The organism is Halospeciosus flavus (assembly GCF_029814175.1).
Classification (GTDB): Archaea; Halobacteriota; Halobacteria; order Halobacteriales; family Halobacteriaceae; genus Halospeciosus; species Halospeciosus flavus.
On the sequence record NZ_CP122312.1, the window covers coordinates 12881 to 25813 of the forward strand.

A 12933-nucleotide genomic window follows, 5' to 3' on the forward strand; every position below is an offset into this window, starting at 1 on the left:
TCGGGGCGACACTCGGATAATTTCCCAACACCGAGTCCAGAAATAGTGGATTCGACGATCTCAGTCCTCCATCGTGATCACGCCCTTGACCGTGTCGGGTTCCATCGACCGGCGGAAGGCGGCGTCGATGTCGTCGAGCGAACTCTCGAAGTCGACGATTCCCTCGACGTCGACGGTGCCGTCCGCGAGGAGGTCGACCGCCGCGTCGTAGGTGTTCGCGTACCGGAACGACCCGTGGACGTCGAGTTCGTTGTCGATGACGTCGAGGACGTCGATGGGGACCTCGGCCTCGTCCGCGAGGCCGACGAGGACGACGGTGCCACCGCGCCGGACGCCGTCGAGCGTCGATTTGATCGAGGGTTTCGCGCCCGACGCCTCGACGACGACGTCCGCACCGACGCCGTCGGTGTACTCGTCGACGGCGGTCGCGAGGTCGGTCTGCGTGACGTCGATGGTCAGGTCGGCCCCGCGTGCCTCGGCACGGTCGAGTTTCGACTCGACGACGTCGGTCACGAGGACGTCCGTCGCGCCCATCGCGCGTGCGGCCTCCATCACGAGTAGACCGATGGGACCGGCACCCGTGACGAAGACGGTGTCACCGACGTCGACGTCGCCGCGACGGCAAGCGTGGATGCCGACGCTGAGCGGTTCGCACAGTGCGCCCTCGCGCGTCGAGACGGACTCGGGGAGTTCGTAGACGAAGTCGGCCGGCCACGCGACGTACTCGGCGAACGCCCCGTCGTGCGGCGGCGTCGCCATGAATTCGACTTCCTCGCAGAGGTGGTACTCCCCGCGCTTGCAGTGCGCGCACTGTCGACACGGGATGCCCGGTTCCAGTGTGACGCGCGCGCCGACCGACACCGAGTCGACGTCCTCGCCGGTCGCGACGACCTCGCCGGCGCTCTCGTGGCCGAGCACCAGCGGACCTTCCACGACGTAGTCGCCGATGCGACCGTGTTCGTAGTAGTGGACGTCGGAGCCACAGATTCCGACGTCGCGGATGGCGACGAGCACCTCCTCGGCGGCCGGTTCCGGCCGCGCTCGCTCCCGGACTTCGAACTCCTCGACGTCGGTCAACACTGCAGTCTGCATGGTTGGTGCGAACAAACATCACGACAAAAGCGTGTCGGTCGGCCGTCGGCGGCACGGTCGAACCGACGCGGAGACGGTCGTGAGACCGAATCACCGGACTGCTCGACGGTTCGCCGAAACCGGCCGCTCACTCCGTGACAGTACTATCAACAATCGTAAGGAAGATTTATTAACACACATGATTATTCCTGAGTGGGCCGAAATACCATGGGAGACGACAACGGGCATACGTCGAACGACGGGCCGACTACCAAACGACGCGGGTTCCTGGCTGCGACGGGCGCGGCCGGAGTCGCGAGCATCGCGGGCTGTTCCAGTGGCGGCGGCGGTGGCGAGACCACGACGCCGCCGAAGGACGTCGAACCAGCCTCGGAGATCAACTTCATCTCCGAGTCGACGCCGCCGTCGGTCGCGATCAAGGGAATCGTCGACGAGTTCCAGAAGCAGACGGGAATCACGGTCAACATGACCCTGGTCCCGTTCAACAACTACTCGGAGAAAATCGCGTCCGACCTGACGAGCAAGTCGGGGAACTATCAGGCGTTCTACGTCGACCCGTACGTCGTCGGCGCGAAGTACTACCCCTACATCCAGTCGCTCGACCCGTTCATCAACTCCGACGACTGGGCAGACGTCCCGAAGGGCGTCAACGACTTCATCGACAGTCATCTGGACGCGTGTGGTCGGTACGGTGACGGCCGCCTCCGTGCGTTCCCCTACGACTGTCCGACGATGATGTGGGTGTACCGCGACGACATCATCAACAAGTACAAAGAGCAGGCCGAGAAGGACCTCGGGTTCCCGTTCGAGCCAGGTCCGGAGCGGACGTGGCAGGAGTACTTCGAGATGGCGAAGTGGATGAACGAGAACGTCGACGAAGTCCCCTACGGGACCGGTCACCAGGCGAAGCAACACGACTCGCTACAGTGTGACTTCCACAACGTGTTCTGGGCCCACGGCGCCGAGGACTTCACTGGGTACAACGGGAAGCCCGGCGACGAGGTCCCCAAATCGGACAAGATCACGCCGACCTTCGCGGAGACCGGCGTCGGGGCCGCGGAGTTCTACAAGAACCTCATCGACATCGCCCACCCGGGGTCGACGACCTGGACGTGGTCGGGTGTCGGTCAGGCCTTCGCACAGGGGAAGATCGCGATGTGCCCCGAGTGGCACGAGTTCAACGCGATGTTCACGAACCCGGACCAGAGCCAGGTCGCCGACAAGGTCTCCTGGTCGCTGCTCCCGCAGGGGGACAAGCGGAGCGCCAACATCTACGGCGGGTCCGGTATCGGCATCAACAAGTTCGCGAGTGACGCCGAGAAGAAAGCCGCCTGGAAGTTCATCACCTGGGCAACGTCGCCCGAGATTCAGCTCCGTATCCTGAAGAAGACCGGCGGGACGCCGACGCGGAACTCGGTCTACAACATGGAGGAGGTCAAGCAGGCCGCCCAGGCGTCCTCGGAGGAGAGCCAGTACCCGAACGTCGTTCCCCCCGTCCGGGAGGCGTGGAAGGACAGCAACGTCGGTCTCCGTCCGCACATCCCGCAGTGGCCGGAACTCGACAAGATCCTCTACACGGAGGTCTCGAAGATGATCAACGACAAGAAGTCGCCGAAAGCAGCGATGCAGTCCATCGATAGCAGCTGGAAACAGACCCTGCAGTAACCCCCCACGCTTTCGGCACCTCGATTCCGACCCGTCACGACAACCATGTCACTGCAACACGATCACGAAGAGATACACGTCGGGAAAGAACCCGACACCAGTTCGGGGTATCTGGAATCGGTCCCGGTGTCCTTCGAGACACTGCTCCTGATTCCGTCACTCCTCGTCCTGGGAATCCTCAGTATCGCCCCCCTCGCCGTCATCCTCTGGATGTCGGTCATGGAGATCAACTTCCTGCCGGGCCACAATCCGACGTTCATCGGACTCCAGAACTACCGGCAGATGTTCAACGGGACGGTCGCGCACTCTTGGTACGCCACCGTCGTCTACGTCGGTGGGTCGCTCACCCTCCAGATTACGCTCGGAACGCTCATCGCGACGATGCTTGACCGGGTCTCCCGCGGCGAGAACGTCCTGACGAGCGTCATCATCATGCCGATGATGATCGCGCCGGTCGTCGTCGGACTCCTCTGGCAGTTCCTCCTGAACCCGAGTTTCGGGCTGTACTCTTGGATGTTGAATCAGCTCGGGCTCTTCGTCAACGAGCCAATTCTCGGCGACAGTGTCGGTGCGATGGCCGCAGTCATCGTGATGGACACGTGGGAGTGGACGCCGCTGGTGGTCCTCATCGTCCTCGCCGGTTTGAAGTCCATCCCCGCACAGCTGTACGAGGCCGCACGCGTCGACGGCGCCAACGTACTCCAAGAGTTCTGGCACATCACGCTGCCGATGCTCAAGCCGGCGCTGGCCATCGCGCTGTTGCTCCGGTCGATGGACCTGATGCGGTACTTCACGAAAATCTTCATCACGACCGGCGGCGGCCCGGCGAACGCGACGAAGATCATCGGCTTCTTCGTCTACGAACAGTCGCTTCGCTTCTACAATCTCGGCTACGGGTCCGCACTCGGCGTCGGGATGCTCGTCGTGACCGTCCTCCTCGGAATGTTCTTCGTCGAGACGATCATGGGAGGTGCTGGCGACAATGAGTAACGCAGTCGCCCACCAGACGTCGTTCCAGGACAGGATACAGCAGATCGCACCCTACGCGATCCTCGTGCTGTTCGCACTGTGGACGCTCGTCCCCATCGTCTGGATGCTCATCTCGTCGCTGAAGATCCGGACGAGCATGTTCACGATGCCGCCGGACCTCATCTTCGACCCGACACTCCGCTACTACCAGGAGTTGCTGTTCGGCGCGAATCCGCTGACGAAGTACCTCATGAACAGCGCGATCGTCTCGGTGTCGAGCGCCGTCATCGCGGTGTCACTCGGGACACTCGGGGGGTACGGACTCTCGCGCATCGAGATGTCCGGCAAGAAGCACCTCGCGTTCTGGATCATCTCGACGCGAATGGCGCCGATCGCGGTCGTCATCGTCCCCCTGTTCTTCATCTACAACTTCCTCGGGTTGTTGAACACCTACCTCGGGCTGATCATCGCGTACACCACGTTCAACCTCCCGTTCGCCATCTGGCTGATGCGGTCGTTCTTCGACGAGATTCCCGAGGAACTCGAAGAGGCCGCACAGATAGACGGCGCGACGCGGTGGCAGGCGTTCTACAAGGTCGCACTCCCGCTCGTCCTCCCGGGGATGGGCGCGACGGCGATCATCTCCATCGTCTTCGCGTGGAACGACTTCCTGTTCGCGCTGATCTTCACGAACAGCGAGACCCAGACGATCCCGGTCGCGGCCGCCCAGCTCGTGACCCAGACCGGGACCCTGTGGGGGCAGGTGATGGCCATCGGCGTCGTCATCCTCCTCCCGATGGTCCTCTTCGGCATGATCGTGAAGAACTACCTCGTGAGCGGGCTGACCATGGGGGCGATGAAGCAGTGACCCGCCCCAGCCATCGAACGGTGTCAGGACGATGAGCGAACTGAACACACAGGGCGCCTTCGGCCACTCGGGGCTCAGAGAGACGCTCACCGAGAACGTCGGTATGTCGAGTTCGGAAGCCGACGTGTACCTCGCGCTGGTCCAGTACGGCAAGCAGTCGATGACGGAGATCGCCGACCACTCGGGCGTCCCGAAACAGCGAGTGTACGACGTCGTCGACGGCCTCCGCTCGGACGGGTTCGTCGAGATCGTCGACGAGTACCCGAAGAAGGCCTACGCCGTCGACCCGGCCGAGACGATCGAGCCACTCATCGACAGACTCCACCGGGCCGAGGACGAACTCGAGTCGCTCTACGAACGCGTCGAAGAGATCGAGGGCGGTATCAGCCTCTTCAAGAGCCGCGCGTCGATCGAGAAGCACGTCCGCGAAGTCCTCGACGAGGCCGAGGAGAGCGTCTATCTCACGATACCGTTCTCCGAACTCGACACGTTCGCGACGGACATCCGCGCGGTGAGAGAGCGGGGTGCCCGGGTACTGCTCGTCATCTCGAACCTCCCCGAAGCGCAGATCGGCGAGGACGCGGTCACCATAGACGAACAGTACCTCGACGTCGCCGACCGTATCCGTGGGATCAAGTCCAACGAGGAGTTTCTCTTGACGGCCGACCGGCGGAGTGCCATCTTCTGGACCGACGTCGACGAGACACGGATGACGAGCGACCAGCAGGGGTACCGCATCACAAACCCCGAGTTGGCGTTCACGCTCGACCGCTTCCTGGACGAGTCGATCTGGCCGCTCACGAAACCGGTCGCGAACCGCGATACGGACCCGACGTACCCAGAGCGCTACCTCCGGATGCGGAACTGTCTCATCGACCTGCGCGAAGCGACCGAGACACACCCGTTGCGCTCGTTCCGGGTCGAGTTCGAGGGCCACGACGTCGAGTCCCGCGAGGAGGTGACCAAGCGCGGGACGCTCGTCGGGTACCACTACTCGCCGTTCGACCGACGTGCGTACATGCAACTCGACGTGAACGGCGAGGGAGTCGTGACGGTCGGCGGGTGGAAGGCCACCCTGGAGGACTACGAGGCGCGTCGCATCACCATCGAACTGCACGAGGACCGTCGTGTCGGGAACCAGATGGACGACGAGACGGCCCGCCACCTCGAGTCGTGTCGAACGGCGCTCCCCGAGACGCTCGACGGGGTCACGATCGAACCGGTCTTCGGGTTCGACGGCTTCGTCGACCGAGTCCGGGAAATGGTCGACACGCGACAGGGGTCCGATTCGTACGACCAACTCGACGAACTCCAGACGTTCGGAGACCGCCTCAGCCGGTCGGCCGCGAGCGACACCTCGTTCACGAACGAGTGGATTCAGACGGATCTCCGGTGTGGCGGGCACACCTCGCACCTCTCGCGTGCGTTCGGCCGATTCGACTACGCGCCGACGCTCGTCGGCGCGTTCGGGAAGCCGATCGAGGACGTCTTCCTCGAGGAGTTCGGGGAGTACGACGTCTTCTCCTACGGCGCGCCGACGATCACCGACGCCGTCGAGTTCAACGACGGAAAGCTCATGCTCCAGGAGACCGGCGACCTCCCTTCACTCGACTGGGCGACACTCCGCGGGGAGATCGGTCTGGAGATGCTCGCCGACGCCGTCGACGGTTCGACGGTCCTCGGCATCGGCTACTGGGCCAGCGCCCCCTCGATGCCGACGGTCTGGGACGGGATTCGAGAGGAACTCTGGCCCCTCCTCGACGACCCACCGGACCGCATCTTCGTCGACCCGGCCGACGTGCGGCAACTCTCGACCGACCTCCTTGCCGAGGGTGCGCCGGCGCTCGAACGACTCGACGACTGCGCCCCCGTCACGGTGAGCGCGAACCGAGGGGAGACCGGCGTCTTCGCCGACCTCGGGTCGTCGACCGGCGACGAACGGCCGCTCGTCGACACCGTCGAAGACGCGCGAGACGCACTCGGTGTGACCCGGTTCGTCGGGCACTCTCCCACCGAATCCGCCGTCTGCGGTCCCGACGGCACGTTCCGGTCCGTCGTCCCGCGGGTCGACGACCCCGAACTGACGACCTCCGCGGGGGACCACTTCAACGCCGGACTCGTCCTCGCACAGCACCTCGATCTCGGCGACGGCGCGTCGCTCGTCCTGGGCAACGCGCTCGCGGGCCACTTCGTCCGTCACGGTGAGCCACCGACGTACGACCAGCTCCGGACCTTCGTCTCGGAGTACGAAACCAAGCTCGACTAACGACAATGGGACAGATTTCACTCAACGACGTCACGAAGACGTTCGACGACGGTAGTATCGTCGCAGTAGACGACCTGAACATCGAGATCGCCGACGGCGAGTTCCTCGTCCTCGTCGGCCCCTCGGGGTGTGGGAAATCCACCACCCTGCGGATGATCGCCGGCCTCGAGTCCATCAGCGCGGGCGACATCTCCATCGGAGACGTCCGCGTCAACAACCTGGAACCGCGCGAGCGAGACATCGCGATGGTGTTCCAGAACTACGCGCTCTACCCCCACAAGTCCGTGCGGGAGAACATCGGGTTCGGGCTCCGACTGTCGACCGACCTCTCGAACGCCGAAATCGAGGAGCGCGTCGAAGACGCGGCCGAGATGATGGGCATCGAGGACCTCCTCGACGACAAACCGAAACAGCTCTCCGGTGGGCAACAACAGCGTGTCGCCCTCGGCCGGGCCATCGTCCGGGAACCGGAGGCGTTCCTGTTCGACGAACCGCTCTCGAACCTCGACGCGAAGCTCCGCACGCACATGCGCACGGAGATCTCCCGTATCCAGCAGGAACTCGGTGTCACGTCCATCTACGTCACCCACGACCAGGCCGAGGCGATGACGATGGGCGACCGAATCGCCGTGCTGAACGACGGGCAACTCCAGCAGGTCGGGACGCCCAACGAGGTGTACGACCACCCCGAGAACCGCTTCGTCGCGAGTTTCATCGGCTCACCCTCGATGAACTTCGTCGACGCGACGGTCGACGTCCGCGACGACGGGACGTACGTCGTCGCGAAGAGCGGCGCCGACACGCTCTCGTACCCAGTCGACGACGTCGCCGCCGAACTGCGCTGGAAGACGGACAGTCCCTCGAAGTCGGCGTCCGTCCGGAGGACATCCGACACGTCGCAGACGACGAGGCACCCGACGAACGGGTCCAGACGGCACCAGTCGAGGTGGTCGAGCCGATGGGCAGCGACAACTTCCTCCACGTCGACCTCAACGGCGTGACGTGGACGTCGCGGGTCGACTCCCGCTACGAACCCGACCCCGGTGAGCAGTTCACCTTCACGTTCGACCTCGACGCGTTACACCTGTTCGCCGACGACGGGACGACGATCAAGTCGAAGAGCGAGCGACCCGAGACGACGACCGAACGGGAGGCGAGCGCGTAACATGGCCGACTCGACCACTCTTCCGGAGTCGATGCGTGCGTCGGTCCTGACCGACGTCGGATCCGTCGAAGTCGAGGAGCGCGAACTCCCCGAACCGGGTCCGAACGAGGTGCTCGTCCTGGTCGGCGCCTGCGGGGTCTGTATGACCGACTTCCACATGTACCACGGTTCGTTCGACGTCGAGACGCCACTGGTGCTCGGCCACGAGAGCGCCGGCGAGGTCGTCGCGACCGGCGACGACGTGAAGACGGCCGACGTCGGGGACCGTGTCGCGATGAACCCGGTCGTCCCGTGCCACGCCTGCAAGTACTGCAAGCGCGGCGAGACCCACCTCTGTGAACACAACACGTCTATCGGTGGGGCCGGCGAGACCATCATCGACGGCGCGTTCGCCGAGTACGTTCGCGTCCCCGAGACCAACGTCGAAGACGTCGGCGACATGCCCTACGAGCGGGCGGCCCTGGCCGAACCGCTCGCCTGCTGTATCCACGGCGTCGACCGCGTCGACATCGGTCACGGAGATAGCGTCGCCATCATCGGCGCGGGTCCCATCGGTCTGTTGCTCCTCCAGACGTTCCGCGACCGCGGTGCCGCGCCGGTCATCGTCTCGGAACTCGACGCCGAACGCCGGCAACTCGCCGAGGAACTCGGTGCCGACGTCACGATAGACCCGGCCGAAGAGGACCCCGTCGAGGTCGTCGACTCCATCGTCGGGAAGGTCGACGTCGCCGTCGAGGCGGTCGGGATGGTCCCGACCATCGAACAGGCCAACGAGATGGTCGCGAAGGGCGGTGACACTCTCGTCTTCGGCGTCCCCTCGCAGGACGCGACGCTGGAGATCGACCCCTTCGACGTGTACTTCCGGGAGGCGGACTACCGCGGGACGTACGCGCTCGACACGGACGACTTCCAGCGCGCGGTCAGACTCCTCGAGTACGGCCGTATCGAGACGGAACCCCTCGTCACCGAGACGCTGGGTCTCTCGGAACTCCCCACCGCGTTCGAACGGATGGAGAACACGGAGGGACTGAAGAAACTCGTCCGCCCCGGCCGTGAGACGGCCGAGGATGGAGGTGGACGATGAGCGACTTCGCAGTCCTCGATACGGACTCCGGGAACGCGGTCGTCGCCGCGCTGGACCACGGCATCGGTATGGGTGCCGTCGACGGGTTCGAGGACCCGGAACCGGTCCTCACGTCCGTCCTCGACGCCGAACCGGACGGCGTCCTCGTCGGACCGCACTTCGCCCGACACTACGCGGACCGGTTCGCGTCCTCGTCGACGGACTTGCTCGTCACCGCCGACTTCGTGTCGTTCTCGACGCACCCCGGCGAGTCCGTCGGTCCGGGAGTCCAGACTCAGCCGTTCGGCACCGACCTCCTCCGCGAACTCGACCCCGTCGGCGTGAAGTCGGTGCTCGCGTTCGGCCGCGACGACCCCGAGACGTTCCGCCGGAACGTCGAGTACATCGGCGAACTCGAACGCGAACTCCGCGGGACGGGCATCCCCCTCATCGTCGAGACCGTGATGTGGGGCGACGCGATTCCCTCGCGCTTCGAGACCGAAGCGGAGTACGTCGCCGACTCGGCCCGAATCGGATGGGAACTCGGCGCGGATATCCTGAAGGTTCCCTACACGGGGTCCGTCGAGAGTTTCGAACCGGTCGCGTCGAACGCGCCCGTCCCGACGATGGTTCTCGGCGGGCCCGCGTCCGGGTCGACGCGAGCGATCCTCGACGACGTCGCGGGCGCGGTCGCCGGCGGTGCCCGCGGTCTCATCGTCGGCCGATCCATCTGGCAGACCGAGGACCCCACCGCCGTCGTCGAGGCCATGAACGGCATCGTCCACGAAGGGAAGAGCGTCGACGCCGTCTGGGACCAGAACTGAGGCGGCACGGCCACCGTCGTCGCCTACCGCACGGTGTAGCCGCCGTCGATGGTCACGGACTCGCCGGTCACGTACGAGGAGGCCTCCGACGAGAGGAAGACCACGAGCGGACCGAGCGTCTCCGGCGGGGCGATCTCGTCCTGGAGCATTCGGCGGCGCCAGGCGTTGGCCATCGTCTCGTCGTTCTCCAGTACCTCCTCGACCATGTCGGTCGCGATGTACCCCGGGTTGACGTTGTTCACGCGGATGTCGTACTCCGCCCACTCCGAGGCGAGTTGGTTCTTCATGCCTTCGAGTCCCGCCTTCGAGGCGTTGTAGCCGACCTGTGGCTGTGGGTGGTTTGCGACGAACGCGGACACCGAGGAGACGTTGACGATGGAGCCACCGCCGTCGTCGATCATCGCCCGGCCCGCGTGCTTCGCGCAGAGGAAGGCCCCGGTGAGGTTTATCTCGACGACACGGCGCCACTCCTGGAGACTCATCTCCTCCGCCGGGACGTTGATGGTTATCCCGGCGTTGTTGACGAGGACGTCCGGCGTCCCGAACTCCGCCCGGACCGTCTCGACCATCGCCTCGACCATCGCCTCGTCCGTGACGTCGACCGGGACGGCGAGCGTGTCGGCACCGGTCTCGGAAGCGATCTCCGCCGCGGTCTCCCGTCCCGATTCTTCGTCTCTGTTCGCGACGACGACGTTCGCACCCGCCTCCGCGAGCGCGGTCGCGAGCGCCCGCCCGATCCCTCGATTCCCACCGGTCACGATCGCGGTCCGCCCGTCGAGGCGGAACTGGTCAGAACAGTCACGTGTCGTGAGTTACCGGGACACAGAATGAAGATTGTGGAACGTCAGTCGGAATCGGACAGTCGGTTCACACCCCGAACGGCGCGGCCTGCCGGCGGGCACGTCGGCCGTGTTCCACTTCGACCAGAGCTAAGACGTCCGAGGACAGACGGGAGAACGAATGCGTCCCGAGGACGTCCTGTTGCCGACCGGAACGCGACGGCCGAGAGATATCGAGGTGGTCGAGACGTGATCCTGACGGTGACGCCGAACCCGGCCGTCGACCAGACCGTCCGCCTCGACGACACTCTCTCCGCGGACGGGGTGAATCGGAGTTCCGACACCCGGTTCGACGCCGGGGGGAAGGGAGTCAACGTCGCGAAGTACCTCGCGGCCCTCGACACCGACACCGTCGCCTCGGGGATCGTCGGTGGCTTCCTCGGCGAGTACGTCGAGCGCGAACTCGACGCAGCGGGCGTGGCGAACGACTTCGTCGCGACCGACGGACTGACCCGACTCAACACGACGATACTCGACGCGGCGGACGAGTACAAGGTGAACCAGACGGGACCGCGAGTAGCCGCAACCGCGGTCGACGAGTTGGTCGAGACGGTCCGGCGTCACGACCCGGACACCGTTCTCGTCGGCGGCAGTCTCCCACCGGGGTTCGACGGAGACGACCTCGACCGACTCGCGACCGCGGGCGACTGGCGGACGGCGGTCGACACCGGCGGGGAGCGACTCGCCGAACTCGCCGCGGACTACGACCTCTGCAAGCCGAACCGCGGCGAACTCGCCGACGCGACCGGGCTACCGACCGGGACCGTCGAGGAGTGTGCGGTCGCCGCGGAGGAGTTACGGGAGTCCGGGTTCACGACGGTCGTCGCCTCCCTCGGGAGCGACGGGGCCGTGCTGGCGACCGAGGGGTCGGTGTACCACGCGCCCGCACTCGGCGTCGAGGTGACCGACACCGTCGGCGCGGGCGACGCACTCCTCGCGGGCGTCCTCGCCGCACTCGACCGAGGGGCTTCCGGACCGGACGCGCTCGCAGCGGGAGTCGCCACGACCGCCCGGGTCGTCCAGGTCGCCGGGACGGCGCCGCCCTCGTTCACGGACCGGCGAGCAGAGCAGGTCGAGGCCTCGTCGGTTTAGAGATCGGCGTACGGGCCGGCCTTCGCCTCGGTGAGCCGCTCAACTTGCTCGTTGGAGAGGTCGATCGCCGCGGCAGCGAGGTTCTCCTCGAGTTGGTCGGTGGTTCGGGCGCCGACGATAGGCGCGGTGACACCGTCGCGGTGCGTGAGCCACGCGAGCGCGGTCTGTGCGGGCGTCGCGCCCACCTCGTCGGCGACGTCGTCGAGGACGTCGTGGACGTCGAAGTTCTCCTCGGTGAGGTAGGACTCTTCAAACCGGCTCGACTCGGCGGCGCGCGACTCGCCGGTCAACCCCTCCTCGCGGCTGTACTTTCCGGTCAGGAAGCCCTGTCCGAGCGGGCTCCACGGACACACCGCGAGCCCTTCCTCGCGCGCCATCTCGAGGTAGTCTCCTTCGATCTCGCGGTCTACGAGGTTGTACCGTGGCTGGAGGACGCTGAACGGTTCCCAGCCCTCGCGTTCGGCGATCTGGTTCGCCTTCGTGACTTTCCACGCGTTCGGGCGGAGCGTGGATGCGCCGAGGTAGTGGACCTTCCCGGACTCGACGAGACCGTTCAGCGTCTTCGTCATCTCGCGGGCGGACGTCCGGTCGTCCCAGCGGTGGATGTAGAGGACGTCGATGTAGTCGGTGTCGAGTCGGTCGAGAATCGCGTCGACGCGGTTTCGGAGGGTCTTCCGGTTCGTCCCGCGACTGTTCGGGTCGCCGTCGCGAATCTGCCAGAAAATCTTCGAGGCGATGGTGAATCGCTCGCGGTCGTGGCCGCGCTCGTCGAGCCAGTTGCCGATCCAGCGCTCGCTGTCGCCGTCGCCGTACACGTCGGCCGTGTCGATGTACCGACCGCCCGCGTCGGCGTACGCGTCGAGGAGTTCGTAGGCGCGCTCTTCGTCGATTTCGACGTTCCCCGCTTCGGTCTCACGCCCGAAGCGCCACGTCCCGAACTGGAGTTCGCTCGTCTGGATGCCGGTGGAACCGAGTTGGACGAAATCGAGGTCGAGGTCGCGGTCGACGTCGGATGCAGCCATGTCGAGCGGACGTACACAGGACGACCGGAAAAGCGTTGAGCAAGCGGCGGACGCGGTGGACAGGCTCA

Annotated in this window: 9 protein-coding genes and 2 pseudogenes; 8 read left to right on the plus strand and 3 right to left on the minus strand. The window is 65.4% G+C overall.

Features of this window, described 5'->3' with window-relative positions; translation table 11 throughout:
* Positions 1-60: 60 nt before the first annotated feature.
* Complete coding sequence (locus tag P0Y33_RS00080) at positions 61-1092, minus strand: NAD(P)-dependent alcohol dehydrogenase (RefSeq protein WP_279528537.1); 1032 nt, start codon at positions 1090-1092, stop codon at positions 61-63.
* Positions 1093-1299: 207 nt separating this feature from the next.
* Between P0Y33_RS00080 and P0Y33_RS00085 the strand changes: the two genes are divergently transcribed.
* The 7 genes and pseudogenes from P0Y33_RS00085 to P0Y33_RS00115 all read left to right on the plus strand — a co-directional run bounded on the left by P0Y33_RS00085 (position 1300) and on the right by P0Y33_RS00115 (position 9912).
* Positions 1300-2757 carry an extracellular solute-binding protein gene (locus P0Y33_RS00085; RefSeq protein ID WP_279528547.1) on the plus strand — a complete coding sequence of 486 codons (1458 nt, stop codon included), beginning with the start codon at positions 1300-1302 and terminating at the stop codon, positions 2755-2757.
* Positions 2758-2802: 45 nt separating this feature from the next.
* The gene (locus P0Y33_RS00090; RefSeq protein WP_279528548.1) at positions 2803-3747 is read left to right on the plus strand and encodes a carbohydrate ABC transporter permease; all 945 of its coding nucleotides are present in this window, start codon (positions 2803-2805) and stop codon (positions 3745-3747) included.
* Positions 3740-4594: a carbohydrate ABC transporter permease gene (locus P0Y33_RS00095; RefSeq protein ID WP_279528549.1), complete on the plus strand. Its 855-nt coding sequence runs from the start codon at positions 3740-3742 to the stop codon at positions 4592-4594. The genes P0Y33_RS00090 and P0Y33_RS00095 overlap by 8 nt, the downstream gene beginning before the upstream one ends.
* A gap of 31 nt (positions 4595-4625) precedes the next feature.
* The gene (locus tag P0Y33_RS00100) at positions 4626-6860 is read left to right on the plus strand and encodes a TrmB family transcriptional regulator (RefSeq protein ID WP_279528550.1); all 2235 of its coding nucleotides are present in this window, start codon (positions 4626-4628) and stop codon (positions 6858-6860) included.
* Positions 6861-6865: 5 nt separating this feature from the next.
* Positions 6866-8002 (plus strand): annotated as a pseudogene (locus P0Y33_RS00105) (ABC transporter ATP-binding protein); the annotation flags it as partial.
* Positions 8003-8056: 54 nt separating this feature from the next.
* Entirely contained in the window at positions 8057-9109 is a 1053-nt protein-coding gene (locus tag P0Y33_RS00110; protein WP_382218235.1) for a zinc-dependent alcohol dehydrogenase family protein, read from the plus strand.
* Positions 9106-9912: a class I fructose-bisphosphate aldolase gene (locus tag P0Y33_RS00115; protein ID WP_279528552.1), complete on the plus strand. Its 807-nt coding sequence runs from the start codon at positions 9106-9108 to the stop codon at positions 9910-9912. The genes P0Y33_RS00110 and P0Y33_RS00115 overlap by 4 nt, the downstream gene beginning before the upstream one ends.
* 23 nt (positions 9913-9935) lie before the next feature.
* Here the strand turns inward: P0Y33_RS00115 and P0Y33_RS00120 are convergent.
* A pseudogene (locus tag P0Y33_RS00120) lies at positions 9936-10703 on the minus strand (SDR family NAD(P)-dependent oxidoreductase); the annotation flags it as partial.
* Between the two features lie 237 nt (positions 10704-10940).
* Here P0Y33_RS00120 and pfkB point away from each other — a divergent pair.
* The gene (gene pfkB / locus P0Y33_RS00125) at positions 10941-11843 is read left to right on the plus strand and encodes a 1-phosphofructokinase (protein WP_279528553.1); all 903 of its coding nucleotides are present in this window, start codon (positions 10941-10943) and stop codon (positions 11841-11843) included.
* On the opposite strand, the gene P0Y33_RS00130 is transcribed toward pfkB, so the two are convergent.
* Entirely contained in the window at positions 11840-12865 is a 1026-nt protein-coding gene (locus P0Y33_RS00130; protein ID WP_279528554.1) for an aldo/keto reductase, read from the minus strand. The genes pfkB and P0Y33_RS00130 overlap by 4 nt on opposite strands.
* Positions 12866-12933 lie beyond the last annotated feature (68 nt).

Coding starts and splice junctions, on each gene's coding strand:
- P0Y33_RS00080 (WP_279528537.1), bottom strand. CDS start 1,092: ATGCAGACTGCAGTGTTGACCGACGTCGAGGAGTTCGAAGTCCGGGAG.
- P0Y33_RS00085 (WP_279528547.1), top strand. CDS start 1,300: ATGGGAGACGACAACGGGCATACGTCGAACGACGGGCCGACTACCAAA.
- P0Y33_RS00090 (WP_279528548.1), top strand. CDS start 2,803: ATGTCACTGCAACACGATCACGAAGAGATACACGTCGGGAAAGAACCC.
- P0Y33_RS00095 (WP_279528549.1), top strand. CDS start 3,740: ATGAGTAACGCAGTCGCCCACCAGACGTCGTTCCAGGACAGGATACAG.
- P0Y33_RS00100 (WP_279528550.1), top strand. CDS start 4,626: ATGAGCGAACTGAACACACAGGGCGCCTTCGGCCACTCGGGGCTCAGA.
- P0Y33_RS00110 (WP_382218235.1), top strand. CDS start 8,057: ATGCGTGCGTCGGTCCTGACCGACGTCGGATCCGTCGAAGTCGAGGAG.
- P0Y33_RS00115 (WP_279528552.1), top strand. CDS start 9,106: ATGAGCGACTTCGCAGTCCTCGATACGGACTCCGGGAACGCGGTCGTC.
- P0Y33_RS00130 (WP_279528554.1), bottom strand. CDS start 12,865: ATGGCTGCATCCGACGTCGACCGCGACCTCGACCTCGATTTCGTCCAA.